General features: G+C 65.3%; 28 protein-coding genes. 21 read left to right on the top strand and 7 right to left on the bottom strand.

Annotated features, from left to right (window positions below):
• Positions 1 to 13: 13 nt before the first annotated feature.
• Positions 14 to 1,366: a sn-glycerol-3-phosphate ABC transporter substrate-binding protein UgpB gene (gene ugpB / locus AC1ROB_RS17385; RefSeq protein WP_492969856.1), complete on the bottom strand. Its 1,353-nt coding sequence runs from the start codon at positions 1,364 to 1,366 to the stop codon at positions 14 to 16.
• A gap of 120 nt (positions 1,367 to 1,486) precedes the next feature.
• Here ugpB and AC1ROB_RS17380 point away from each other — a divergent pair, with 120 nt between their 5' ends.
• Both AC1ROB_RS17380 and AC1ROB_RS17375 read left to right on the top strand, forming a co-directional pair.
• Positions 1,487 to 2,218, top strand: coding sequence for a M48 family metallopeptidase (locus AC1ROB_RS17380; RefSeq protein ID WP_492969857.1), 732 nt, complete (start codon positions 1,487 to 1,489; stop codon positions 2,216 to 2,218).
• Positions 2,219 to 2,227: 9 nt separating this feature from the next.
• On the top strand, positions 2,228 to 3,460 hold the full coding sequence (locus AC1ROB_RS17375; RefSeq protein ID WP_492969858.1) for a multidrug effflux MFS transporter: 1,233 nt from the start codon (positions 2,228 to 2,230) through the stop codon (positions 3,458 to 3,460).
• Here the strand turns inward: AC1ROB_RS17375 and AC1ROB_RS17370 are convergent.
• Complete coding sequence (locus AC1ROB_RS17370; protein ID WP_492969859.1) at positions 3,457 to 4,494, bottom strand: alpha/beta hydrolase family protein; 1,038 nt, start codon at positions 4,492 to 4,494, stop codon at positions 3,457 to 3,459. The two genes, AC1ROB_RS17375 and AC1ROB_RS17370, sit on opposite strands and share 4 nt — an antisense overlap.
• The gene (locus tag AC1ROB_RS17365; protein ID WP_492969860.1) at positions 4,494 to 6,581 is read right to left on the bottom strand and encodes a transglycosylase domain-containing protein; all 2,088 of its coding nucleotides are present in this window, start codon (positions 6,579 to 6,581) and stop codon (positions 4,494 to 4,496) included. Before AC1ROB_RS17365 ends, AC1ROB_RS17370 begins: the two co-directional genes overlap by 1 nt.
• A gap of 152 nt (positions 6,582 to 6,733) precedes the next feature.
• Between AC1ROB_RS17365 and AC1ROB_RS17360 the strand changes: the two genes are divergently transcribed.
• The 5 genes from AC1ROB_RS17360 to AC1ROB_RS17340 all read left to right on the top strand — a co-directional run bounded on the left by AC1ROB_RS17360 (position 6,734) and on the right by AC1ROB_RS17340 (position 9,692).
• Complete coding sequence (locus AC1ROB_RS17360) at positions 6,734 to 6,871, top strand: hypothetical protein (protein WP_492969861.1); 138 nt, start codon at positions 6,734 to 6,736, stop codon at positions 6,869 to 6,871.
• A gap of 5 nt (positions 6,872 to 6,876) precedes the next feature.
• A complete protein-coding gene (locus AC1ROB_RS17355) occupies positions 6,877 to 7,674 on the top strand; it encodes a metal ABC transporter ATP-binding protein (protein WP_492969862.1) in 798 nt (265 codons plus the stop codon).
• The gene (locus AC1ROB_RS17350) at positions 7,631 to 8,554 is read left to right on the top strand and encodes a metal ABC transporter permease (RefSeq protein ID WP_492969864.1); all 924 of its coding nucleotides are present in this window, start codon (positions 7,631 to 7,633) and stop codon (positions 8,552 to 8,554) included. Before AC1ROB_RS17355 ends, AC1ROB_RS17350 begins: the two co-directional genes overlap by 44 nt.
• 1 nt (position 8,555) lies before the next feature.
• Positions 8,556 to 9,467, top strand: coding sequence for a metal ABC transporter solute-binding protein, Zn/Mn family (locus tag AC1ROB_RS17345; RefSeq protein ID WP_492969865.1), 912 nt, complete (start codon positions 8,556 to 8,558; stop codon positions 9,465 to 9,467).
• Positions 9,468 to 9,548: 81 nt separating this feature from the next.
• Entirely contained in the window at positions 9,549 to 9,692 is a 144-nt protein-coding gene (locus tag AC1ROB_RS17340) for a hypothetical protein (RefSeq protein ID WP_492969866.1), read from the top strand.
• Positions 9,693 to 9,769: 77 nt separating this feature from the next.
• On the opposite strand, the gene AC1ROB_RS17335 is transcribed toward AC1ROB_RS17340, so the two are convergent.
• Together AC1ROB_RS17335 and leuA are read right to left on the bottom strand one after the other, a co-directional pair.
• The gene (locus tag AC1ROB_RS17335; RefSeq protein WP_290811128.1) at positions 9,770 to 10,108 is read right to left on the bottom strand and encodes a P-II family nitrogen regulator; all 339 of its coding nucleotides are present in this window, start codon (positions 10,106 to 10,108) and stop codon (positions 9,770 to 9,772) included.
• Between the two features lie 211 nt (positions 10,109 to 10,319).
• On the bottom strand, positions 10,320 to 12,014 hold the full coding sequence (gene leuA, locus AC1ROB_RS17330; protein ID WP_492969867.1) for a 2-isopropylmalate synthase: 1,695 nt from the start codon (positions 12,012 to 12,014) through the stop codon (positions 10,320 to 10,322).
• Between the two features lie 442 nt (positions 12,015 to 12,456).
• Between leuA and AC1ROB_RS17325 the strand changes: the two genes are divergently transcribed.
• The 6 genes from AC1ROB_RS17325 to AC1ROB_RS17300 all read left to right on the top strand — a co-directional run bounded on the left by AC1ROB_RS17325 (position 12,457) and on the right by AC1ROB_RS17300 (position 17,193).
• On the top strand, positions 12,457 to 13,158 hold the full coding sequence (locus AC1ROB_RS17325) for a CoA transferase subunit A (protein ID WP_492969868.1): 702 nt from the start codon (positions 12,457 to 12,459) through the stop codon (positions 13,156 to 13,158).
• A 21-nt stretch (positions 13,159 to 13,179) separates the two neighbouring features.
• On the top strand, positions 13,180 to 13,830 hold the full coding sequence (locus tag AC1ROB_RS17320) for a 3-oxoacid CoA-transferase subunit B (RefSeq protein ID WP_492969869.1): 651 nt from the start codon (positions 13,180 to 13,182) through the stop codon (positions 13,828 to 13,830).
• 143 nt (positions 13,831 to 13,973) lie between these two features.
• A complete protein-coding gene (locus AC1ROB_RS17315) occupies positions 13,974 to 15,437 on the top strand; it encodes a M20 family peptidase (protein WP_492969870.1) in 1,464 nt (487 codons plus the stop codon).
• 62 nt (positions 15,438 to 15,499) lie between these two features.
• The gene (locus AC1ROB_RS17310; protein WP_492969871.1) at positions 15,500 to 15,853 is read left to right on the top strand and encodes a DUF6152 family protein; all 354 of its coding nucleotides are present in this window, start codon (positions 15,500 to 15,502) and stop codon (positions 15,851 to 15,853) included.
• A gap of 2 nt (positions 15,854 to 15,855) precedes the next feature.
• Entirely contained in the window at positions 15,856 to 16,353 is a 498-nt protein-coding gene (locus AC1ROB_RS17305; RefSeq protein WP_492969872.1) for a hypothetical protein, read from the top strand.
• Between the two features lie 237 nt (positions 16,354 to 16,590).
• Complete coding sequence (locus AC1ROB_RS17300; protein ID WP_492969873.1) at positions 16,591 to 17,193, top strand: YbaY family lipoprotein; 603 nt, start codon at positions 16,591 to 16,593, stop codon at positions 17,191 to 17,193.
• Between the two features lie 79 nt (positions 17,194 to 17,272).
• Here the strand turns inward: AC1ROB_RS17300 and AC1ROB_RS17295 are convergent, their stop codons facing one another.
• Together AC1ROB_RS17295 and AC1ROB_RS17290 are read right to left on the bottom strand one after the other, a co-directional pair.
• Positions 17,273 to 17,707 carry a hypothetical protein gene (locus tag AC1ROB_RS17295; protein WP_492969874.1) on the bottom strand — a complete coding sequence of 145 codons (435 nt, stop codon included), beginning with the start codon at positions 17,705 to 17,707 and terminating at the stop codon, positions 17,273 to 17,275.
• 18 nt (positions 17,708 to 17,725) lie between these two features.
• On the bottom strand, positions 17,726 to 18,109 hold the full coding sequence (locus tag AC1ROB_RS17290) for a YkvA family protein (protein WP_492969875.1): 384 nt from the start codon (positions 18,107 to 18,109) through the stop codon (positions 17,726 to 17,728).
• A 98-nt stretch (positions 18,110 to 18,207) separates the two neighbouring features.
• Here AC1ROB_RS17290 and AC1ROB_RS17285 point away from each other — a divergent pair, with 98 nt between their 5' ends.
• From AC1ROB_RS17285 to AC1ROB_RS17250, 8 genes are all read left to right on the top strand, one after another.
• Positions 18,208 to 18,951: a substrate-binding periplasmic protein gene (locus tag AC1ROB_RS17285; RefSeq protein WP_493031521.1), complete on the top strand. Its 744-nt coding sequence runs from the start codon at positions 18,208 to 18,210 to the stop codon at positions 18,949 to 18,951.
• A gap of 88 nt (positions 18,952 to 19,039) precedes the next feature.
• The gene (locus AC1ROB_RS17280; RefSeq protein ID WP_492969877.1) at positions 19,040 to 19,801 is read left to right on the top strand and encodes a 3-hydroxyacyl-CoA dehydrogenase; all 762 of its coding nucleotides are present in this window, start codon (positions 19,040 to 19,042) and stop codon (positions 19,799 to 19,801) included.
• Positions 19,802 to 20,024: 223 nt separating this feature from the next.
• Positions 20,025 to 20,366 (top strand): ArsR/SmtB family transcription factor, encoded by a 342-nt coding sequence (locus AC1ROB_RS17275; protein ID WP_492969878.1) that lies wholly within the window; start codon positions 20,025 to 20,027, stop codon positions 20,364 to 20,366.
• The gene (locus AC1ROB_RS17270; protein ID WP_492969879.1) at positions 20,363 to 21,253 is read left to right on the top strand and encodes an SRPBCC family protein; all 891 of its coding nucleotides are present in this window, start codon (positions 20,363 to 20,365) and stop codon (positions 21,251 to 21,253) included. The genes AC1ROB_RS17275 and AC1ROB_RS17270 overlap by 4 nt, the downstream gene beginning before the upstream one ends.
• 309 nt (positions 21,254 to 21,562) lie before the next feature.
• A complete protein-coding gene (mdh, locus tag AC1ROB_RS17265; protein ID WP_492969880.1) occupies positions 21,563 to 22,531 on the top strand; it encodes a malate dehydrogenase in 969 nt (322 codons plus the stop codon).
• Positions 22,532 to 22,729: 198 nt separating this feature from the next.
• A complete protein-coding gene (locus tag AC1ROB_RS17260) occupies positions 22,730 to 22,924 on the top strand; it encodes a YqaE/Pmp3 family membrane protein (RefSeq protein ID WP_492969881.1) in 195 nt (64 codons plus the stop codon).
• A 358-nt stretch (positions 22,925 to 23,282) separates the two neighbouring features.
• Complete coding sequence (locus tag AC1ROB_RS17255; protein ID WP_492969882.1) at positions 23,283 to 24,503, top strand: MFS transporter; 1,221 nt, start codon at positions 23,283 to 23,285, stop codon at positions 24,501 to 24,503.
• Positions 24,504 to 24,507: 4 nt separating this feature from the next.
• Positions 24,508 to 24,918, top strand: coding sequence for a hypothetical protein (locus AC1ROB_RS17250; protein ID WP_492969883.1), 411 nt, complete (start codon positions 24,508 to 24,510; stop codon positions 24,916 to 24,918).

Below are 24,918 nucleotides of genomic sequence, written 5' to 3'. Positions count from 1 at the left end.
GTAAATCAACCGATCAGGACCGCTTGTTGTCGCGTTCGAACTGGCGCAGCAGGCGATTGCCACGCTCCACCGCGGTGTCGAGCGCTTCCTTGGGCGACTTCTTGCCCGACCAGATCGCTTCCATTTCCTCGTCCATAACGTCGCGGATCTGCAGGAAATTGCCCAGACGCAGACCCTTCGAGTTGTTGGTCGGCGGCTTCAGGGCCATCTGCTGCACGGAGATGTCCGTACCCGGATTGGCGGTATAGAAGCCCTGCTGCTTGGTGGCTTCATAGGCCATCGGCGTGATCGGCAGGTAACCGGTCGCCTTATGCCACCAGACCTGGTTCTCGGTCGACGACAGATAGTCGAAGAACTGGGCAACGCCCTTGTAGTCTTCGGTCTTGTGCTTGCCCAGAACCCACAGCGAAGCACCGCCGATGATCGAGTTCTGCGGTGCGCCCTGCACGTCGCTGTAATAGGGCAGCATGGAGATGCCCCATTCGAACTTGGCGCCGCGGGCGAAGGTGGCGTAACCGGCTGAGCTTTCCATATGGATGGCGCACTCGCCCGAGACGAACTTGGCGTTCGGCTCGTTCTTGCGGCCGGCATAGACCATCAGGCCTTCCTTCATCCAGTTGGCGAGGTTGGTGATGTGACGGACATGCAGGGCGCTGTTGAACTGCAGCTCGGAGTCGAAGCCGTCCAGGCCATTCGACTTCGAGGCGAAGGGCACGTTATGCAGCGTGGAGAAGTTCTCGAGCTGGATCCAGGTCTGCCAGTTGGACTGGAACGGGCAGGTGCTGCCCGAAGCCTTCAGCTTGCGCAGCATCGGCTCGAATTCCTGCCAGGTCTTCGGCGGCGCATTCGGATCAAGGCCGGCCTTCTTGAAGGCATCCTTGTTGTAATACATCACCGGGGTCGAGGAGTTGAACGGATAGGACAGCATCTTGCCGTCCGAGGTGCTGTAATAGCCGGTGACTGCGGTGATGTAGGAACCGGGGTCGAACTTGTAGCCGTTCTGGGCCATCAGCTCATACACCGGCTTGATCGCGGCGCGCGAGGCCATCATCGTGCCGGTCGCCACTTCCTGGACCTGCACCACATGCGGGCCCTTGCCGGCGCGGAACGCCGCCATGGCGGCGGTGATGGTTTCAGGATAGCTGCCCTTGTTGACGGCAACGACCTTGTACTTGTCCTGGCCCTTGTTGAAACCCTCGACCACGTCATTGACGCGTTCGTTCAGGGCGCCGGTCATCGCATGCCAGAACTGCAGCTCGATGCGGCTGTCCTTGGCCTGGGCAAAGGCGCCGCCGGCGCTTGCGGCGACGGCTGTGCCGGCCAGCAGCGCGAGCGCGACGCGCGCGAGTTTCCCTGTCGATTTCATTATGGTGTCTCCAATGCTAAAGAAATTCCCGTCCCTGAGTCGGGAGGCCGACTTTTTTATGGTTCCTACGATGACGATCGCACGTAAGATTTATGACGGTTATATGACAAGGGGCGGCCGTTGACCAAGCCTTATTCTGCGCCTGTGGAAATCGTTGCCGACCGGCTGACGGTCGGGGCGCAGACATTCCCCTTCCTGGTCAAACGCGACGCCCGCGCCCGCCGCATGCTCCTAAGGGTTATGCCGCGGGATGGTTCGGTGGTCCTTGTGCTTCCAATTCGGGCAAGCCTGAAATCCGGGCAGCGATTCGTCACCGAGCAGGTGGCCTGGATCATGGCCCGTCAGGAAGAGCGGCCCGCGGCACAGCCCTGGGAGGACGGCGCTGTCCTCCCGCTTTATGGTGCGCCGCACATCATTCGCCATCGCCCTGCTGCGCGCGGCGGGGTCTGGGTCGAAAACAGCGAAATTCATATCAGCGGCCAGGCCGAGCATCTGCCGCGGCGCCTGCGCGACTGGCTCAAGCGGCGGGCGCGAGACGAGTTCGGCGCCATGGCGCGCGAGATGGCGGCCGGAATCGATGTGGCTGTGCAGCGCGTCACCGTGCGCGACACCCAAAGTCGCTGGGGCAGTTGTTCCGCTCATGGCAACCTGTCCTTCTCCTGGCGCCTTCTCCTGGCGCCGCCGGCCATCGGCCGCTATCTGGTGGCCCATGAGGTGGCCCATCTGCGGCATATGGACCACAGCGATGCGTTCTGGTCGCTCTGTGCCAGGCTGCTGGGCGGTGAAACCGAGTTGCGTCTGGCGCGCGGCTGGCTGCGCCGGCATGGCGCCACCCTGCATCTGCAGGGCTGAGAGCACGCCATGAGGCTATCCGGGCGGCCTCTGGCGCGCGACTCGACGGCCCTGGTGTTCCTGCTCGGCTGCGCCACGGCGCTGGGCCCGCTCAGCACCGATATGTATCTGCCATCCCTGCCGGTGCTGACCGGCCTGTTCGATACGGATGCCGCGGCCGTACAGCTCACGCTCAGCGCGTTTCTGGCCGGCTTTGCAGTGATGCAGCTGATCTATGGTCCGGCGTCCGACCGGTTCGGCCGCCGGCCGGTGCTGCTGTTCGGCGTCGCGCTTTATACGCTGGCCTCGATCGGCTGTGCGTTTGCCGCCAGCATCGAATGGCTGGTCGCCTGGCGTTTCCTGCAGGCACTGGGTGCCTGTGCCGGTGTGGTGCTGGGACGCGCCATCGCACGCGACCTGTTCGAGGGCGCCGCTGCGGCGCGCGCGCTGTCGATGATGGCCATGGTACTGGGTCTGACGCCGGCGGTGGCGCCGATCCTGGGCGGCTATCTGCATAGCTGGTTCGGCTGGCAGGCGAATTTCTTCGCCATGGCTGCGACGGGCGGCCTGTTCGGCCTCTGCGTGCTGGTTTTTCTGCCCGAGAGCATCCGTCAACGCAATCCGGTGGCGACCCGCATCGGTCCCATGCTGCGCAACTTTGCGATCATGGCGCGCCATCGCGGTTTCCGCGGCTATGTTGCCTGCGTCGCGTTTTCCTATGCCGGCATGTTTGCCTTCATTTCCGGTTCGTCTTTCACGCTGCGCACGGTGTTTGGCGTTACCGAAACCATGTTCGGCTACTGCTTCCTGTTCATCGTCGTCGGTTACATCATCGGCGGTTTTATCGGCACGCGGCTGACCGCGCGCCTGGGCGTCGACACCATGCTGCAGCTGGGCACGGTCCTCTGCGCCCTTGGCGGCGTCAGCATGGCGCTGCTGCAAACGGGTCTGTGGATGGCGGGCAGCGAAGGCCACTGGTTCAGCCTGATCGGTCCGATGATGATCTTCACCATGGGTGTCGGCCTCACCATGCCGCAGGGCCAGGCCGGCGGGTTGCAGCCCTTCGCCCATATGGCCGGCGCGGCGGCCTCGCTGATGGGGTTCGTGCAGATGAGCGGCGCGGCGGTCACCGGTATCGCGGTCGGCCATGCGCTGAACGAGACGGCCCTGCCGCTCAGCTGGACGATGGCCGCCATGGGGACAGGCACACTGCTCAGCTATCTGCTGATCGTGCGGCGGCTGCGCTCGGCGGTTGACCGCTAGCGGTTGAGACGGGCCTGGATCCAGCTGCCCATGCGGGTCAGCACGGTCGGATCGATCTCGCCCTGCAGGCCGGGATCCTTGGCGCCTTGCAGGGTCTTGAGGTTATGGCTGCCCTGCGGCAGCAGCACCAGCGCATGATCGTCGCGTTCACGCTGCGCCAGCGCACGGTCCAGTGCCGCCGCATCGCGTTCGGCCGAGACCTGCAGATCCGCTTCGCCCTGCAGCAGCATCACCGGGCCGCTGTATTTCGCCACCAGGGTCGGCGGGTCGAGTTTCATCTGCGATTGCCAGAACGGTCCGATATAGGACGGGTAGATCGCCACCAGCCCGGGTGGCACATCGGATGGCACCTTGCCCGTCTCCCGAATGGTGCGGGCGATACGGTCGTTGGACTCAAGGAAGAATTTGCGCTGGTTCTGGCTGGCCTTTTGATCGATCAGCAGGCGTTGCAGCTGTTCGCGCACGACCACATCCAACGGCCGTCCCGGCGTCGATGCCAGGACCATGAAGCGCGGCGCTTCACCGGCCACCAGCCGGTTGCTGAGATCGAGCGCGATCAGTCCGCCCTCGGAATGTCCGAACAGGCCGGTCTGCTCCATGTTTACCATCGGCTGCGCGCGCAGGAAGGCATAGGCGGCATAGGCGTCGTCGACGAAGCGGTCCCAGCTGAAATAAGTCGCATAGCTGTCCGGACTGGTCGGCAGGCCGGCGGCATTGGCATGCATGCCGCGCTTGTCGTAGCGCAGCGTGGCAATGCCCTGCTGCGCCATGCTGTCGGCGACCTGGCGTAGCAGATCGATGCGCACCGCCGGGGGCTGGTTGCCGTCGCGATCGGTCGGTCCGCTGCCTTGCAGCAGCACCATGGCCGGAATCTTGCCGGCCAGGTTGCTCGGCATGGTCAGGGTCCCGGCCAGCACCGAACCGTCATTGGAGGTGAAGGTGACTTGCTGGTTGGCGACATTGTCGATGGCATGGCCGTCCATGGCGACGCATGCTGCCGAGAGCAGGATCAGAAAACCAGCGAGATATCGCATCAGGGTCGCACCGGCTGGGGCCCGACCTGCCAGATCATCTGCGGCTCGGCGAATTGCTGGACGGGCGAGGGCGGCCGCTCCGATGGCGGCGGGGCGGCAGGTTCGATATGGCTGCGCGGCGGTGGTGGAACGGCGGCGGGCTGGCGCGCCTGCGCCGGGCTGCTGCCGAAGCTGCCGACAAGGCGGTCCCACAGCGAGGGCAGGCTGAAGCTGCGGCTCGGCGGCTGGGGCAGGTCGCTGACAGGACGTCCCTTCATGGCGTCGGACATGAAGGCCCGCCAGATTTGCGAAGGCAAGCCTGCGCCGCTGACTTTTTTGGTCGGCGAGTTGTCGTCGTTGCCGACCCAGACCGAGGTCACCAGATCGGGGGTGTAACCGACGAACCAGGCATCGCGATAATCCGAGGTCGTCCCAGTCTTGCCGGCCGCCGGGCGGCCGATGGCGGCGGCGCGGCCCGATCCGCGCTCGATAACGCCCCGCAGCATATCGTTCAGGTCGCCCAGCGCATCGGCGCCGATCATATGGGCGTAGGCACCGCCGGTATCGCGACGGAACAGCACGACATTCTGGTTGTCGCGGATTTCGATCACGCCATAAGGCTGCACGGCATACCCGCCATTGGCAAAGGCGGCATAGGCGGCAGTCAGCTCAAGCACGCCCACTTCAAAGGCGCCGAGGGCCAGGGATGGATGCGGCTTCAGGTCGCTGGTGATGCCAAGCCGGCGCGCCGTCTCGATCACCTTGTCGCGACCGACCTTTTCATCCACCTGCACGGCGACGGTGTTGATCGACCGTGCCACCGCTTCGCGCATGGTCATGGCGCCGTGATACTGGCCGTCATAGTTGCGCGGCTTCCAGCCGGCGACCTCGATGGGCTGGTCGATGAACTGGTCGTCGGGGCGGATGCCCTGTTCCAGCGCGGTGAGGAAGACCAGCGGCTTGAAGGCCGAGCCGGGCTGGCGGCGAGCCTGGGTCGCGCGATTGAACGGACTGTCGATATAGTCGCGGCCGCCGACCATGGCGCGCACCGCCCCATCGGGCGCCAGCGCCACCAGGGCGGCCTGGTCGACATCCTGCTTTTCCGCCTCGCGATCCATCAGCGTGCCGACAGAGCGTTCGGCGCCGCCCTGCAGGCGGCTGTCCAGGGTGGTCCAGACCGTGAGGTCGGTATGGTCGCGGCCGACCAGCTGGTAGACCTCGTCGATCACCCAGTCGGCGAAATAGCGCGCATTGGGCAGCGGCAGGCGCGAGCGCGCCAGCTGCGTCGGCTTGGTGATCGCGGCTTCGGCCGCTTCCGTGGTGATGTAGCCGGCCTCGGCCATATTGCGCAGCACCTGGGCGCTACGCGCCTGCGCCGACTTGATGTTGCCGGTCGGCGCCAGCCGCGACGGCGCTTTCAGCAGGCCGACCAGCATGGCGCTTTCGCCCAGCGAGAGCTTGGCCGCCGGCTTGTCGAAATAGCGCTGTGCAGCGGCTTCGACGCCATAGGCGCCGGCGCCGAAATAAACGCGGTTGAGATACATCTCCAGGATCTGGTCCTTGCTGAAGCGATGCTCCAGGCGGAAGGCCAGCATCAGTTCCTGCACTTTTCGTTTCAGCGTGCGGTTCGGGCTGAGGAAGACATTCTTGGCCAGCTGCTGCGTCAGGGTCGAACCGCCCTGCACGGTGCGGCCGGCGCGCAGGTTGGCCCAGGTGGCGCGCGCGAGACCGATCGGGTCGATACCGAAATGGCTATAGAAGCGGCGATCTTCGGTGGCCATCAGCGCCTGCGGCAGGCTGGGCGGCAGGGCCTTCAGCGCTTGGTGCTCGCCATAGAGGTCGCCATAGGTGGCCAGCACCATGCCGTCGGCGGCCTTCAGCGTCACCGAGCTTTTGCGCTCGACGATATAAAGGTCTTCGAAATCGGGCAGGTCATAGGCATACCAGGCGAGCAGGCCGCCCACGACGACCAGGCCCCAGATACCGGCCAGCAGGCCATAGCGGCCAAGCCGCCCCAGCCAGCCTTGCCCGAATGTCGGCAGGATCCGGCGTTTGCGGCCGGATGAGGAGGTCTTCTGGGGTGCGCGGCGCGGCTTACGGGGGGCCATGGGTACGAGTTTACAGGTCCGGAAACAGGGAAAGCATGCCGTCCTAACGATGGCAGGCGGGGTTTGGCAGCGGAATGTGACCGGTTTAGGGCATAGAGGGTTGACGGGCCCTGAAGATCGTATGTTATAAAATAACACATTCAGGACGCATCATGCAGCCCCACCGCCACTCACAGGCCTTCGACCTGCCCATTGCCGCGCTTGCCGCCGGCTGGTGGATGCGGCTGGTTGCGCTGCTGCCGCTGATCGCGCTGCTCTGGCTGGCGATTGCCTGGGCCCTGCAGGAATGAGCGCCATGCCTGCACCGGCCGCCAGTGAAATCCGCCTCGACAATGTGACCGTGGCCTATGACCGCCATCCGGCGGTGCATCATGTCACTGGCTGCTTTGCCCCGGGCTCGCTCACCGCCATCGTCGGTCCCAACGGGGCCGGCAAGTCGACCCTGCTGAAAGCCATCATGGGGCATCTGCCGGTGGCCGATGGCAGCATTGCCCGCGGGGCGCTCAAGCCGCGCGACATCGCTTTCCTGCCGCAGCAGGCCAGCCTGGATCGCGCCTATCCCATTTCGGTGCTGGAACTGGTGCTGCTCGGCCACTGGCAGCGTGCCGGCGCCTTCGGCCGTATCGGCCGGGACGGCATCGAGGCCGCGCGCCATGCCCTGCATGCGGTTGGCCTCTCGGGCTTCGAGAAGCGGCCGCTCGGTACGCTCTCCATCGGCCAGGCCCAGCGCGCGCTGTTCGCCCGCGTGCTGGTGCAGGACGCGCGCGTCATCCTGCTGGACGAACCGTTCAATGCGCTGGATACCCGCACCATTGCCGATCTGTTGGCGCTGATGGAGCGCTGGCATGGCGAACAGCGCACGGTGATTGCCGTGCTGCACGATTTCGATCTGGTGCGGCAGAATTTCCCCGAGGCCGTCTATCTGGCGCGCCGGCTGATCGCCTGGGGCCGCATCGACGATGTGCTGACGCCGGAGAACCAGCTCGCCGCCCGCCGCATGGCCGAATCCTGGGACGAGGATGCGGCGCTGTGCATCGTCGACGACGGGCATGGCCACGATCACGACCATCATCATCCCGGTCACGCGGCCTGATCCGATGACTGCAGCGTACGATTTCCTGTTCGGTCCCTTCGCGGAATTCGCTTTCATGCGTCGCGCCCTGGTGGCCTGCTGCGCGCTGGCGCTCGGCGGTTCGCCCATCGGCGTGGTGCTGATGCTGCGCCGCATGAGCCTGTTCGGCGAGGCGATGAGCCATGCCATCCTGCCGGGCGCCGCCGCCGGCTTCCTGGTCGCCGGCTTTTCGCTGCCGGCCATCAGCATCGGCGGCGTGATCGCCGGCCTGGTGGTGGCGATCGCCGCCGGCGCGGCCACGCGCGCCACCGACCAGCGCGAGGATGCCAGCTTTGCCGCATTTTATCTGGTGGCGCTGGCGCTCGGTGTCACGCTGATCTCGACGCGCGGCTCCGCCGTCGATGTCATGCAGATTCTGTTCGGCTCGGTGCTGGCGGTCGATGAAGCGGCCCTGCTGCTGCTCGGTGCGGTGGCCAGTATCAGCCTGCTGGTCTTCGCGGCCATCTACCGGCCGCTGCTGGCCGATGGCTTCGATCCGGATTTCCTGCGCAGCGTGCAGTCCGGCGGCGGCACGCTGTATCACTTCATTTTCCTCGGTCTGGTCGTGGTCAACCTGGTGGCGGCTTTCCAGGCGCTGGGCAGCCTGATGGCTGTGGGCCTGATGATGCTGCCGGCGCTGGCGGCGCGGTACTGGAGCCGGTCGCTGATCAGCGGCATGCTGGTGGCCGCTTTCATCGGCATGGCGTCAGGCTACTGCGGCCTGCTGCTGTCCTTCCATGCCGACCTGCCGTCCGGCCCGGCCATCGTGCTATTTGCCGGCGCGGCCTATTTCTTCTCGCTCGGCTGCGGCCGCCAGGGCCTGATCATGCTGTGGCGCCAGCGTCGCCATCTGGAAGCCTGAGATGCTGCGGCTGATCGCCGGCCTGCTGGCCGCCCTGCTGTTCGCCGTGCCTGCCGTGGCTCAGCCGAAAAAGGTGGTCGTCAGCTTCTCGATCCTGGGCGATATCGTCAGTCGCATCGGCGCAGACAGGACCGCCGTCACCGTGCTGGTGCCGGCGATGGCCGATGCCCATGTCTACCAGCCGACGCCGTCCGATGCGCGCGCGCTCGCCCATGCCGATATCCTGGTCAGTAGCGGCCTGAATTTCGAACCCTGGCTCGACCGCCTGGTGGCGGCGTCGGGCTTCAGGGGCACGCGCATCGTCGCCAGCGACGGCATCCGGCCGCGCCAGATGGGCGAGCACGATCACGGCCCGGGCGACAGGCACAATCACGGCAAGGTGGCGGATCCCCATGTCTGGCACGACCTGCAGCGCATGCAGACCTATATCGCCACCGTTGCGTCCGGCCTTGCCGCCGCCGATGCCGCCAATGCCGATTATTATCGCCAGCGCGGTGCCGCCTATGCCGCCGAGCTGAAGGCGCTGGACGACTGGGCGGCGGCGGAATTCGAGCGTCTGCCGCGCGCTTATCGCAAGGCGATCACCCAGCACGATGCCTTCGGCTATCTGGCTGACCGCTACGGCATCGAATTCCTGGCGCCGCAGGGCGTGACGACCGAATCCGAGGCCTCGGCCGAAGCCGTCGGCCGGCTGGTGCGGCAGATCAAGCGCCAGCGCGTGCAGGCGCTGTTTTTCGAGAACATCACCAATCCGCGGCTGATCGAACAGATCGCGCGCGAGGCCAAGGTGAAGGTGGGCGGCCGGCTCTATTCCGATGCGCTGTCGCCGCCCGGCGGGGAGGCTGACAGCTTCACGAAGATGTACCGGCTGAATATCACGCGCCTTGTCGAGGCGATGCAGCGGCAGGATTAACCCGCCCGTAGGCTAGGAGCATGGGAACTGTCGGGTGTTGTGCCGAGTTGAACCGGCATGACAACAAGAAGGATGCGCCCCATGCTCCGATTGCTGCTCGTGCTGTTCGTCTTTTCAGGCGCCGCGCCGCTACTCGCGGCCTGCGCTGAAGCGCCGCCGAAAGTCCCGGTTCTGCATGAGCCGGGCAAATACAAGACCTGCCCGGGCGGCGGCACCAACTGCTGACGCCACAATAATGATGCCTGAAACAAAACGGCCCGGCTGTTGCCAGCCGGGCCGATCTGTACGGATGAATGAAAATCTTACAGCGCGTCGTCGTCGGTTTCGCCGGTGCGGATGCGCAGGGCTTTTTCCAGATCGACCACAAAAATCTTGCCATCGCCGATCTGACCGGTCTTGGCGGCATTCTGGATCGCCTCGATCACGCGATCGGCCAGTGCGGATTTCACCGCCACTTCGATCTTGACCTTCGGCAGGAAGCTAACGGCGTATTCGGCACCGCGGTAGATTTCGGTATGGCCCTTCTGACGGCCGAACCCTTTAACCTCGGTGACGGTCAGGCCCTCGACGCCGAGGCTGGTAAGCGCCTCGCGGACTTCGTCGAGTTTGAATGGCTTGATGACTGCCATGACCAGTTTCATGTGTCTCACTCCTCAGCGTTGTTGGCCGCTGTCAGGGTCGTTGCCCGCACGGCGCGTCGTCGCCTGTACTACCCTTCAAGAACCGTGCCGGTTGTCCGGCGCGAGTCGGCCACCACTTTAGCCGCCGCCGAGGCGGGCAGGAAAGGCCGCGTCGCGGCTTTCTGCCCTAATCCCGGCGGCCTGCCAAAAGTTTAGGCAGCGACAGCCCGATTCAGCCGGCGGCCAGCAGCCGGTTCGCGGCCGAGGTGACGGCCTTGAGTGAGGCCGCGACAATATTCCGGTCACGTCCTACCCCGAACAGCGTGCTGCCATCCGCCCGCTTGACCTCGACATAGGCGACCGCCTCCGAGGAGGCGCCCCCATTGGCCGCAGTCGGGGCGATGGCATGTTCGCGGTAATCGATCAGGTTGATGGTCAGGCCGGCATGACGGGCCAGCGCATCGATATAGGCGTCGATCGGGCCGGTGCCCTGGCCTTCCAGTTCGACGGCCTGACCGCCATCCTTGAGGCTGGCGGTCAGGCTGCGGCGCTCGCTCTGATGCGGGTCGGGCAGGGTGCGATGGCTGCCGAAGCCGAAACGGCCGTCCGGCTGCTCCAGATATTCGTTCTGGAAGGTGTCCCAGATCAGCTTGGGCGAGATTTCCTTGCCCGTACCATCGGCGATGCGCTGGATCACCTGGCTGAACTCGATCTGCAGGCGACGCGGCAGTTCGAGACCGTAATCCGTTTCCAGTACGTAGGAGATACCGCCTTTACCAGACTGGCTGTTGATGCGGATCACCGGTTCGTAGGCGCGGCCCACATCGGCCGGGTCGATCGGCAGGTAGGGCACTTCCCAGACGCCGTCGTTGCGCTGGGCCTGTGCCGTCATGCCCTTCTTGATCGCATCCTGGTGCGAGCCCGAGAAGGCCGTAAAGGCCAGTTCACCCACGTAAGGGTGGCGCGGATGCACCGGCAACTGGTTGCAGTATTCCGCCGTGCGGGCAACGGATGTGATGTCGCTGAAGTCCAGTTCCGGATCGACGCCCTGGCTGAACAGGTTCATCGCCAGGGTCACGACATCCACATTGCCGGTGCGCTCGCCATTGCCGAACAATGTGCCTTCCACGCGGTCGGCGCCGGCCATGACGCCCAGTTCGGCCGCCGCCACGCCGGTGCCGCGGTCGTTATGCGGATGCAGGCTGAGCGTGATGCAGTCGCGGTTCTTCACCTTGCGCAGGAAATACTCGATCTGGTCGGCATAGATGTTCGGCGTGCTCATCTCCACCGTGGCCGGCAGGTTGAAGATCACCGGCTTCTGCGGCGTCGGCTGCCAGACATCCATCACGGCTTCGCAGATCTCGATGCTGTAATCGATCTCGGTGCCGGTAAAGCTTTCCGGCGAATACTGGAAGACCCAGTCGGTCTCCGGTGCCGCGTCGGCCAGGCGCTTCACGATCTTCGCGCCGTCGGTGGCGATCTTGGTGATGCCGGCCTGGTCGAGGCCGAAGACCACCCGGCGCTGCAGCGTCGAGGTCGAGTTGTAGAGATGCACGATGGCGCGGCGTGCGCCCTTGAGCGCCTCGAAGCTGCGGGCAATGAGTTCTTCGCGGGCCTGGGTCAGCACCTGGATCGTCACGTCATCGGGGATCAGCTTTTCCTCGATGATCTGGCGCACGAAGGCGAAATCGGTATCCGACGCCGCCGGGAAGCCGACCTCGATCTCCTTGAAGCCGAGCTGCACCAGGGTATCGAACATGCGGCGCTTACGCTCGGGCCCCATCGGCTCGATCAGGGCCTGGTTGCCGTCGCGCAAGTCGACGCTGCACCACATCGGCGCCTTGGTGATGGTGCGGTTGGGCCAGGTGCGATCGGGCAATACGATCGGCTGGAAGGGTCGGTATTTGTGGAAATTCATCTTGTTCATGGCTTCGCTCCTGAAGCGAAAAGAAACGGAATTAGGGTTCGACCGGGCCTTGGATGGCCGCTGACAGAGGCCCGCTGTTCAGCGGCCGCCCGTAAGTCGAAGCTGTAGTCGTAGCGTCAGGAGCAGCACCGCGTGAGACGCAGTGCGAAAGCTGGAGGCGTAAGTGTTTGGCGAGATGGACATGACAAACCGGACCGGTTGATGGACGACACACGCACTCTTCGGCGCCCCGACCCTGCTTACAGGATCGGGCAGCTAAGAAGGAGGATGTGTAGCCGGCGGGTTTTGTTCATATCCCCAACAAATTGCCAGTCTGCCGCGTCCGCGTCAAGTCGACCGTTGCCGCAACGCAAACGCACCAGTAATGTCCTCGCGTTTCAGGGACTTGGGCCACCATGGATCGCAGGGGCCCGGGCCTGGTCTCCAGTCTGGGAAGAGGCGCATGAACAAGGTTTACCCGAATGCGAAGGCGGCGCTGGAAGGCATCGTCCGCGACAATATGATGGTGATGTGCGGCGGCTTCGGCCTCTGCGGCCTGCCGGAACGGCTGATCGACGCGCTGATGGACAGCGGCGTGAAGGGCCTGACCTGCGTGTCCAACAATGCTGGCGTCGATGGCGCCGGCCTGGGCAAGCTGCTGGAGACCCGCCAGGTCAAGAAGATGATCTCGTCCTATGTCGGCGAGAACAAGATCTTCGCCAAGCAGTATCTGGCCGGTGAGCTGGAACTCGAATTCAATCCGCAGGGCACCATGGCCGAGCGCATCCGCGCCGGCGGCGCCGGTATCCCGGCCTTCTTCACCAAGACTGGCGCCGGCACCCTGATCGCCGAGGGCAAGGAAGAGCGCATCTTCAACGGCGAGCGCTACATCATGGAGACCGGCCTGGTCGCCGACATCTCGCTGGTCAAAGCCTGGAAGGCCGACACCGCCGGCAATCTGGTCTACCGCAAGACCGCCCGCAACTTTAACCCCGCGATGGCCACCGCCGGCAAGATCACCATTGCCGAAGTGGAGGAACTGGTCGAACCCGGCCAGCTCGATCCCGACAATATCCATACGCCGGGCATCTATGTGCAGCGCGTCATCCTGGGCGCGCCGTACACCAAGGTCATCGAAAACCGCACCGTGCGCAAGCGCGCCTGAGCCAAGAAGGAGACACAGATCATGGCTTGGACCCGCGATGAAATGGCCGCCCGTGCAGCGAAAGAGCTGAAGGACGGTTTCTACGTCAACCTCGGCATCGGCATCCCGACGCTGGTGTCGAACTACATCCCCGACGGCGTCGACGTTGTGCTGCAGTCGGAGAACGGCATGCTCGGCATGGGCCCGTTCCCCTATGAGGGTGAGGAAGATGCCGACCTGATCAATGCCGGCAAGCAGACCATCACCGAACTGCCGCATTCGAGCTTCTTCGGTTCCGACCAGTCCTTCGCGATGATCCGCGGCGGCCATATCGATCTGTCGATTCTGGGCGCCATGCAGGTGGCCCAGAATGGCGATCTGGCCAACTGGATGATCCCGGGCAAGATGGTCAAGGGCATGGGCGGTGCCATGGACCTGGTCGCCGGCGTCAAGCGCGTCGTCGTCGTCATGGAGCATAATTCCAAGGACGGCGAGAAGAAGCTGCTGAAGAAATGCGATCTGCCGCTCACCGGCGCCGGCGTTGTCGACATGGTGGTGACCGATCTCGCGGTCTTCACCATCGACCGCAAGGGCGGCGGCATGGTGCTGATCGAGCGCGCGCCTGGCGTCTCGCTGGAAGAACTGAAGGAAAAGACCGGCGCCGATTACACGGTGGCCGCCTCGGCGAAGTGAAAGGCTGGGCCAAGTAAGCGTCCGGCGTTTACGGAATGGAACGAGGCCCCGGCGGGCGACTGCCGGGGCCTTTTTCATATCCTAGCGTCAACTGGACAGCCGGTGGCAAAGCGCTAGGCTGCCGGCAACACGGAGGTGTCGTGATGATCCGGAAGCTGCTGGCCCTGCTGGGCGTTGTCGTGGTGGCGCTCGCCGCCGTCGTGCTTTACCGCACGATCACCTTCACGCCGCAGGCCTTGCCGGCCGTGCAGGCCTCCACCCATGCGGTCGATGGCAACGCCGTGGCCCAGCGCCTGTCGCAGGCCGTGCAGTTCGCCACCATCTCGGTGCAGCCGCCGGCCGTCGCCGATCCGGCGCCCTTCGAGGGTTTCATCGCCTGGCTGGAGACCGCCTATCCCGAAGCCCATGCGCAGATGAAGCGCGAGCGTCTCGGCGGCCACAGCCTGCTGTTCACCTGGTCCGGCAGGGACCCGGCGGCGCAGCCGGTGCTGTTGACCGGTCATTACGACGTGGTGCCGGTGATCCCGGGCACCGAGAAGGATTGGAAGCAGCCGCCGTTTGGCGGCGTGATCGCCGATGGCTATGTCTGGGGCCGCGGCACGCTGGACGACAAGGGCGCCATCGTCACCATGATGGATGCCGTCACCTTCCTCATCAAAGCAGGCTTCCAGCCGAAGCAGACGGTGTACCTGAGCTTCGGCCATGACGAGGAGGTCAGCGGCGAGCAGGGCGCCGCCGCCGTCACCGCGCATCTGAAAAGCCAGAATGTGCGGCTGGCCTGGACGCTGGACGAGGGCAGCTTCGTGCTCGACGGCATCGTGCCCGGCGTGGCGACGCCGACGGCCAGCATCAATATTGCTGAGAAGGGCTACCTGACGCTGGAGCTGACCGCCAGGGGCGCTGGCGGCCATTCCTCGATGCCGCCGCGCGAGACCGCGGTCGGCGTGCTGGCCTCGGCCCTGGTCCAGCTGCAGGCCGCACCTGTGCCGGGCGGCCTGGACGGCGTGACCCGCGACGTCTTCGAGGCGCTGGCCCGCAACATGTCGTTCGGCATGCGCCTGCTGTTCGCCAACCAGTGGCTGTTCGGCCCGCTGATCGAGAATCAGATGGGCAAGGCCCCCAGCACCAATGCCATGCTGCGTACGACAACGGCACCCACGATGCTGTCGGGCAGCATCAAGGAGAATGTGCTCCCCATCGAGGCGGTGGGCGTGGTGAATTTCCGCCTGCATCCGCGCGATACCGTGGAGAGCGTGATCGCCTATGTGAAAAAGACCATCGACGACGAGCGCGTCAGCATCGCCGTGAAGGGCACGGCCTCGAATGCCTCGGTGCTGGCCGGCACCGACACGCCGGCCTTCCGCGCCATGGCCGATGCGGTACGGCGCAATTACGGCGAGGTGGTGGTGGCGCCCGGCCTCACCATCGCCGCCACCGACAGCCGCCATTACGGCCAGCTCACCGACAATGCCTACCGCTTCAACCCGATGATGATCACGCCGCAGGACCTCACCGGTTTCCACGGCACCAACGAGCGGCTGTCGGTCGAGAACCTGGTGCGCGCCACCCGCTTCTATATCGATTTGTTGAAGACGGCCGCGAACTAATATCGTTGCATGGGCGGCGGGATGGCCGGAGAATGGGGGCGTCCAGACAGGGAGATGCCCCCATGCTCCGTCGCAGCCTTCTGCTTTCCGCCACCGCCGCACTCTGCGTCAGCACCGCGGCACTCGCTCATCATGGCTGGGGTTCGTATGACTCCAACACCGTGCTGACGCTCGATGGCACGGTGGAGAAGATCACGCCCGACAATCCCCATGCCGAATTCCTGCTGAAGACGCCGGACAAGACCTGGCAGGTGACGCTGTCGCCGCCCTATCGCATGGTCAATCGCGGCAAACCGGTTTCCGACATCAAGGTCGGCGACCGCGTGGTGGCGGTCGGCTATCCCAGCAAGGTGACGCCGAACGAGATGCGCGCCGAGCGCATCACTCATAACGGCACCACCGTCGAGCTGCGCTGACCGTGGAGCACGCCGCCTCGCATCATCCCTGGCTGGTGGCGCTGGAGCAGTCGGTTGTCGGCGACACCATGCGCTCGTCGCTGATGCTCTATCCCGCCGTCGAGGTGCTGCATATTCTCGGCTTCGTGCTGCTGGTCGGCAGCATCGTCGGTTTCGACCTGCGTCTGCTCGGCCTGACGCGGTATTTGCCGGCCGGCGCTTACGCCCGCCATGCCGTGCCGCTCGCCATGCTCGGCTTTTTCATCGCCGCGCCGACTGGGCTTCTGCTGTTCACCACCGAGGCGACCAGCATCGCCGTCAACCCGGCCTTCCAGATCAAGCTCGTCTGCGTCGCCCTCGGCCTGGCCAATGCGGCGCTGTTCCATCTCGGGCCCTGGCGCAGCATGGACCTGTGGGGTGCCACATCCTATGTGCCGCCGGCGGCGCGTGTCGGTGCGCTGCTCTCGCTGCTCGCCTGGTGTGGCGTGGTCATCGGCGGCCGTCTCATCGCCTATCTCTAGGCATCGCCTTTATTCAGCCGCAATGCCAAACATCTGCTGCGGGTGCCCCGCGGGCCGACGCATGCGGAGGGCCTGCGACAAAAACATGATCATGTCGACGAAGCGGAACTGCGCGGAACACGATTCCGTTTGATGCACACCAGTTCGCGGAAAACAGCGGAACCTTATCTGCACAGCTTCGTTCCTATGTGCAGCCGGTCCACTCGCCATTCCCGACGGCTCATAAGGAGAAAAGCCATGATTGCGCGTCGTACATTCTTCACGTTATTTGCAGCATCCATTGCCGTTTCGTCGCTGGCCGCCTGCGCCAGCCGCAGCTATGCCGTCAGCGGCACCGTATCCTATCGCGAACGGCTGATCCTGCCGGCCGATTCCGTGATCGTCGTCCGCCTCGACGACATCACCCGCGGCCAGGCCTATCCGGCCCCGGTTTCGGAGCAGCGCATCGTTCCGAACAGCGCCGCCGTCACCAGCTTCGCGCTGCCCTATGAATACGGCTCGCTCAATCCGAACGCGACCTATGTCGTGAATGCCTGGATCGAGCAGGGCGGTCGCGTGCTGTTCCGCAACACCAAGGTCTATCCGGTCGTGACCAAGACCGCGCCCAGCAGCAACATCAACGTTGAGCTGGAGCAGGTGGCGGCCGTGTTCGTGCCGCAGCCGGTGACCACCGTGCAGCCGGCGCCGGGCACCGTCGTGCAGCAGACCACCACCACGACCACCACGCCGACCGGCGCCGTGATCGTGCAGCCGGCGACGACCGTTCCGGGCACCTATTACGTGCAGCCGGCTCCGGCCGCCGCCCCGGCCGGCACCGTGATCCTGCAGCCGTACCGGTAAACCTTCGGCGCCTTTGCGCTGATGTGATCGGGGCCCGTCTCCAGACCGGAGACGGGCCCCGGTTCTTTTCAACGCCGTTTTAAGGGCAGGCGATTTCGCGGAAGCTGTAGATGCGGTCATCCGCCGGGGCGTAATCCACGCGCGGCTGGCTGTCCCTGGTGGCGCGCGACCATTCCGGCGAGATCGTGGTCTGGTAAGTCTGGCAGACCATGTGGCCGCCGCGCTGCTGGCGGAGATACTCCACCTTCGCGGCCCAGCGGCCGCTGGCATCCAGCAATTGCGTCTCGCCGTGAGCGACCGTGACCTGCCAGTGCAGCGGCGGGCCTTCGCTCGGGATCAGGGTCACCGGGCCGGGGCGTGGCGGCAGCATGACTTCGGCCGGCAGCAGATGCCCGCCCGGCAGGATCGTGCCGGCGCGGAAATACAGCGGCGGCGCCGGCGGCTCGTCGGCCAGAGCCGGGAGGGCCAGGGCGGGGAGGGCCGGCAGCAGAAGCAGACAGACCAGGCGGCGCATGGCGCCAGCTTACCAAGATCAGGACTGGTTGCGCAGCTTGTCCAGATGCGTGCGCGCCTTTTCCCGATGGACGTCGGTGATGCAGCCTTCCACCGCCTTGATGGCGGCCAGGATCACGGCGATGTCGTCGCCATAGCCGAAGGCGCCCAGGATATCCGGGATGAAATCCACCGGGACGACGAAATAGCCGAGCGCACCGAGCAGGATGGCTTTCGCGCCGGTCGGCGTCTTCGAATCGACGGCGGCGAAGAAGGCCGCCAGAAAGGTCTCGGCAAAGGGCAGATAGCCGATGGTCTTTTTCAGCTTGCGCCAGAAGCGCTTCGCCAGCCGCGGCTGCTCGATGGCCAGCCGCGCCGGATCGGCCGGCAGCTGATAGGTCGGGGGATTGGGGTCCAGGCTCACGCCAGCAATATGGGAAGCCCGGATCGGCGCTGCAAGCGGGGCACTGCAAGCCGGGCGGCGCTATGCCATACTTCGGGCGAGGGGGCTCTCGACCGGACATGGAATTGCGCGCGCTTGTCATCTGCATGGCGGCTGTGGTCATGGGGCTGTGCCACCCCGGCCAGGCGGCCGAGCGGCTGGCCCTGGTGACCGGCGAGGATTATCCGCCCTTTGCCGATCCGCGTCTGCCCGGCGGCGGCCTGGCCACCATGCTGGTGCGACAGGTGGTCGATCGCCTGGGGGCAACCGCGGGGGTCGATTTCCTGCCCTGGCGGCGCGGCTATGAAGAGACCCTGCGCGGCCGCTATGACGCCACGTTCCCCTATGTACACACGCCCGACCGCGAACGCGATTTCCTGTTTTCCGACGCGCTGATCCATATGCGGCAGGTCGTGTTCGTCGCAACAGAGCGTCCCTTCGACTATCGCGCGGCGCGGGATCTGCGCGGCCGCCGCGCCTGTGTTGCGCTAGGCTATGCGCCACCGCGCGAATTGCAGACCATGATGGATCGCGACGAGGTCCAGCGCGTGACGCCCAGCAGCGCGGCGATGTGTCCCGGGCTGGTGGCTGCGGGCCGCGCGGATTTTTTCATCCAGGACGAGCGGATCGGCAACGCCCTGGTCGCCAAGATGGGCCTGGCGCCGGCCGTTGTCGCCATTCACGAGCCGCCGTTCGGCGCCACCGATCTGTATGTCCTGGTGCCGCGCACCCGCCCGGATGCCGCCAGCCTGATCCAGCGATTTAACAAGGCCCTCGGCAGCTTGCGGGCCGATGGCGGCTACGATCGCCTGCTGCTGGACTGACGGTCCGATCATGGAAAATCCGCGTCTGCTGGTTTATAACCGCCGCCCGGAATAGTTACGATACATAACGATCAAAGGGAGTGAGTCCATGGATCTCAAGGGTGTTGGCGCCATCGTCACCGGCGGCGCTTCGGGTCTGGGCGCGGCCACCGCGCGCGAGCTGACCAAGGGCGGCGCCAAGGTTGCCATCTTCGACATGAATCTGGAGCTGGCCGAGCAGACCGCCAAGGAGATCGGCGGCGTGGCGGTGAAATGCGACGTGGCCGACGGCCCGGGCGGCGAAGCCGCCGTGAAAGAGGCGATCGCCAAGGTCGGTCCGGTGCGTGTGCTGGTCAATTGCGCCGGCGTCGGCACCCCGATGAAGGCTGTCGGCAAGGACGGCCCGGTGGCGCTGGAGAAGTTCATCAAGGTCGTGCAGATCAACCTGATCGGCACCTTCAACATGATCCGCCTGGTCGCGCATCACATGCAGCAGCAGCCCGAGATGGCCGACAAGGAGCGCGGCTGCATCATCAATACCGCGTCTGTCGCCGCCTTCGATGGCCAGATCGGCCAGCCGGCCTATGGCGCCTCCAAGGCGGGCGTGCATGGCATGACCCTGCCGCTGGCGCGTGAATTTGCGTCGTTTGGCATCCGCGTCTGCACCATCGCGCCGGGCCTGTTCGGCACGCCGATGATGTTCGCGCTGCCGCCCGAAGCGCAGGAGAGCCTGGGCAAGTCGGTGCCCTATCCGTCGCGGCTGGGCCGTCCGGAAGAATATGCCAGCCTGGCGCGCCACATCTGCGAGAACACCATGCTGAACGGCGAGACCATCCGCCTTGACGGCGCGCTGCGTATGGCGCCGCGGTAAAACCCTATGCCGTCACCCTCGGGCTTGTCCCGAGGGTCCATCCCAACAATCCACGCATCGGCACGCGCCGATGGACCCTCGGAATAAATCCGAGGGTGACGTTTACAGAATTGATATAGAGGCCGCCGGTTCACCCCCGGCGGCCGTTTTCTGGCCCCACAATTAGTTAGCCAATCGGCAAACTGTTCTTGACAGCTTCCGGCGCGTCCATATAGTTAGCTATATGGCTAAGTATGATCCCGATCTCTCGCTGCTCTTCCATGCGCTGGCCGATCCGACCCGCCGATCGATCCTGACCCGGCTGGCCGAGGAACCGGCGCGGGTCACCGATCTGGCCGGTCCCACGGGACTGCGGCTGCCCACGGTGATGCGCCACCTGTCCGTGCTGGAAGAGGCGGGTCTGATCTCGACCTCCAAGGACGGACGGACACGCACCTGCGCCATCGTGCCGGAGGCCCTCACCCCGGCGCGGACATGGCTGGAGGAACAGCGGGCCATCTGGGAAGGCCGGCTCGACCGGCTGGATGCATTTGTGATGACCGTGATGAAGGCACAAAAGGAATGACGCAGACCCCGGATTCAAATCGTTTTGCGACGCTGACCTTCGCGCGCGAGGTGGCGGCGCCGGTATCGGTGCTGTGGCAGGCCTGGACGGCCCCGGCCGCGCGCAGCATTTGGGCCGCCCCCACGCCCGCGGTGACCGTGGAATTTCTGGAAGCCGACAGCCGGGTGGGCGGCCGCGAGGTCTCGCTCTGCAAGGTTGAGGGGCAACCGGATATCCGCTGCGAGGTTGGCTGGCTGGACATCCAGCCAATGCAGCGCAGCGTGAATTACGAGGTGGTGTCCTGCGAGGGCGTGACGCAGTCGGCCGCCCTGGTGACGGCGGATCTCTCAGGGACCGAGGAACGCAGCCGGCTGGTCGTGACGGTGCAGCTCTCTTCGCTGGCCGAGAATATGGAAGCGGGATACCGGCAGGGTTTCGGCGCGGGGCTGGACAATCTCGCCGCCGTGGCCGCGCGGACCATGGTGCTGGAGCGCGTGATCCGCGCACCGCGCGCTCTGGTCTGGGCGGCGTGGATGAACCCCGAGACGCTGCCGCAATGGTGGGGGCCGGACGGCTATTCCTGCCGCACGGCGCGGATCGATCTGCGGGCCGGCGGCGAATGGGTCTTCGACATGATCGGGCCGGATGGCACGGTCTTCCCCAACCACCATCGCTATGGCGCGGTGCGGGCCGGGGAAAGGCTCGACTACACGCTGCACTGGGGCGAGAACGGGCCGAAACATGCCGATGCCTGGGCCGTGTTCGAGGATCGGGACGGCGCAACGAAGGTCACGCTGGGCATGGTGTTCAGCACCGAAGCCGAATTCCAGACGGCCAAGGGCTTCGGCGCCGTGGAACTGGGACTGCAGACGCTGGGCAAACTGGACCGCTTCGTCGCATCCCGCTGAGGCGAAGCGGCATCGCAAGGACAAGCCTGCGCATGGCGCCCCGCTAAGTAAAAGAACTCGTAGATGCCCGGGCCGAGCCCGGGCATGACACTGAATCGATTCTCTCGCTTTAATTGTCATGGCCGGGCTTGTCCCGGCCATCCACGTCTTAGGACCGCCGGTTCACCCCGGCGGCCGTTTCTTTGCTGAAACCCCGCCGTCTTCGGCCTTCGGAGGGCCCCCGGAGCCTTGCCCGGCCCGGCGATTCCCGCTACCCCTTGGGCCGACCATTTCCCACCCCAAGACGATGCATTTCCGGAGGATTTCCCTATGGCGCGCAAGAAAATCGCCCTGATCGGCGGCGGCAATATCGGTGGCACCCTGGCCCTGCTGGCCGGCATGAAGGAACTCGGCGACATCACCATCTTCGACGTGGTCGAGGGCCTGCCGCAGGGCAAGGCGCTCGACATGGCCCAGGCCGGCGCCGTCGAAGGCTTCGACGCCAAGCTGCGCGGCACCCAGGACTATGCCGACATCGCCGGTTCGGACGTCATCATCGTCACCGCCGGTGTGGCGCGTAAGCCTGGCATGAGCCGCGACGACCTGCTCGGCATCAACATCAAGGTCATGCAGGCGGTCGGCGCCGGCATCAAGGCGCATGCGCCGAACGCCTTCGTCATCTGCATCACCAATCCGCTCGACGCCATGGTCTGGGTGCTGCGCGAAGTCTGCGGCCTGCCGCATAACAAGGTGATCGGCATGGCCGGCGTGCTCGACAGCGCCCGCTTCCGTCACTTCCTCGCTGAAGAGTTCAACGTCTCGGTCAACGACGTGAACGCCTTCGTGCTCGGCGGCCATGGCGACACCATGGTGCCGCTGATCCGTTATTCCACCGTGGCCGGCATTCCGGTGCCCGACCTGATCAAGATGGGCTGGTCGACGCAGGAGAAGATCGACAAGATCATCCAGCGCACCCGCGACGGCGGCGCCGAGATCGTCGCGCTGCTGAAGACCGGTTCGGCCTTCTATGCGCCGGCCTCGTCGGCCATCGAGATGGCCGAGAGCTTCCTGAAGGACAAGCGCCGGGTGCTGCCCTGCGCCGCCTGGCTCGACAAGGGCAAGTACGGCCAGACCGGCATGTATGTCGGCGTGCCGGTGGTGATCGGCGCCAATGGCGTGGAGAAGATCGTCGAGATCCAGCTCAATGCCGACGAGCAGAAGATGTTTGAGCATTCGGCCAATGCCGTGAAGGGCCTGGTCGACGCCTGCAAGGCGATCGATCCCAGCCTCGGCAAGTAAGACCTTTCAGCTTCGGCTGAACCGAAGGCGGCGCGCTGGCAACGGCGCGCCGTTTTTTGTTTGTGAAGACCCTCACCCCTAACCCTCTCCCATGAAGTGGGAGAGGGAGGGGTCCGTCGCAGCGCGACGGGAGGGTGAGGGGCTTTCTATGGGCTCTGCTATACTCGCCGCACGACTCAAGCCTGACGGAGACCCGAAGTGCGCCTGCTGATCGCCATCTTCCTGCCCTTCCTGCTGTTCTTCACCATCGGCCGGCCGATTGCCGGCATCATCTGCCTGATCCTGCAGATCACCCTGATCGGCTGGATCCCGGCCGCGCTCTGGGCCGTCTACGCGCTCAGTCAGTACAGCACTGCCAAACAGATCGAAAAGGCCACCGGGCGATCCGTGTAGTCGTCCGGTCGGGCCGGCCCGAAAAGGGGACTCGCCCTTCGGCCCAAATGTTGCTATAATGTTCTTGTTCGCGTGTATAAGTATCACGGCTGGACAAGGAGAGCGAGAGTGAAGCGAAATAAGCTCGGATAAGACGGAATAAGCCGCCAATAGCGCCGAATAAGCGCGCAATAGGGCGGGATAGGATCTCGCAGCGCCGGAATAAGGGTGTTTGAGTGCCGAATGGATGCGGCAGGACGTAATGTCGGGTCACAATTCTGAACTTGCCCGCTGGCGGCGGCGCGCCCTAGATGCTCGGTAAAGCCTGCTCGGTAAAGCCGATGCCTGGCAAAGAACGACCGTTCAGGAGAGACGTCCGATGAGCATGCCCCCTGCCGCCCTGCTGACCTGGCGCACGCCCATGCTGGTCATCGTCGTCGGCTGCACCATCGCGCTGCTGAATTTCGGCGTGCGCTCGGGCTTCGGCCTGTTCCTCGAGCCGATCAGCGTCGCCAATGGCTGGGGCCGCGAGACCTTCGCCTTCGGCATCGCCATCCAGACCGTGCTCTGGGGTTTCGGCCAGCCCTTTGCCGGTGCCATCGCCGACCGCTACGGCTCCGGCCGCGTGCTGGCCATCGGGGCGATATTCTATGCCGCCGGCATCGCGCTCACCGCCTATTCCACCACGCCGCTGATGCTCAACCTCACGCTGGGCGTGCTGCTCGGCATGGGCCTGGCCGGCACGTCGTTTACCGTGGCGCTGGCCGCCATCGCCCGCATGGTGTCGCCCGAGCGCCGCTCCTGGGCGCTGGGTCTGGGCACCGCCGCCGGTTCGATGGGGCAGTTCCTGATGGTGCCGCTCAGCCAGGGCTTCATCGCCGCCTGGGGCTGGCAGATCGCGCTGCTGCTGCTCAGCCTGTTCGCGCTGGCGATCGTGCCGCTGTCCAGTGTGCTGGCCGGTCGGGCGCCCGAGGGCACTGGGCCGAAACAGTCGCTGGGCGAGGCGCTGAAAGAGGCCGGTAACCAGAAAAGCTACTGGCTGCTGATCTCCGGCTTCTTCGTCTGCGGCTTCCACGTCTCCTTCATCCAGACCCATCTGCCGGCCTATATCGTCGATCGCGGCCTCGATCCGGCCACCGGCGCCTGGGCGCTGGCGCTGGTTGGCCTGGCCAATGTGGTCGGCTCCTATACGGCCGGCGTTCTGGGCGGCAAGCAGTCGAAGAAATACCTGCTCAGCTTCATCTACGCGGCCCGCGCCGTGGTGATCGCCGTCTTTGTGCTGCTGCCGATGACCCAGGTCAGCGTGCTGATCTTCGCCTTCTGCATGGGCCTGCTCTGGCTCTCCACCGTGCCGCTCACCTCCGGCCTGGTGGCGCAGATTTTCGGCCCGCGCTACATGGCCACGCTGTTCGGCATCGTCTTCTTCAGCCACCAGGTCGGCGGCTTCCTTGGCGTCTGGCTCGGCGGCCGGCTGTTCGATCTCACCGGCTCCTATGACATCGTGTGGTGGATTTCGCTCGGCCTCGGCGTGTTTGCGGCCATCGTGCACTGGCCGATTGACGAACGCCCGCTGGTCCGCGTGGCGCCAGCCGCCGCCTGATGCCATGACCGGCGGTCGCCCCGTGCTGTCCTGGGGCCTGCACTGGCTGGCGCTCGGCTTTATCGGCGCCGTGCTGCTGGTCTGGGCGACGATCTTCGGCCTGACGCTGCGCCGGGCCGAACTGCCGCCGGACTCTGCCGGGCGCGTCGTCGCCGTCTATCCGTTCGGCTGGTCGGGCGAGCGCAGCATCGCCGCCGCCTTCGGCACCGAGGCCCGGCTGGTGCGCGAGACCTGGCTGCCCAATGTCGTCGAACTGGTCTCCGACGATCCCGGCTTCGCGGCGCGGCTCCGGACCCAGGGGGCCATCGGCGTCTACCGCGCCCAGCCCTTCGATATCTTCACCCTGGCCGGGTGTACCGGGATGGCGCCGCCGCGCCCGACTGTCGGACCGCAGGCCGCGCGCCGTTTCGGCTGA

The sequence above is a fragment of the Ferrovibrio sp. GW821-FHT12F09 genome (assembly GCF_058806775.1).
Note: the sequence above shows the minus strand (reverse complement) of the source record. Positions and strands in the feature narration are given on the sequence as shown.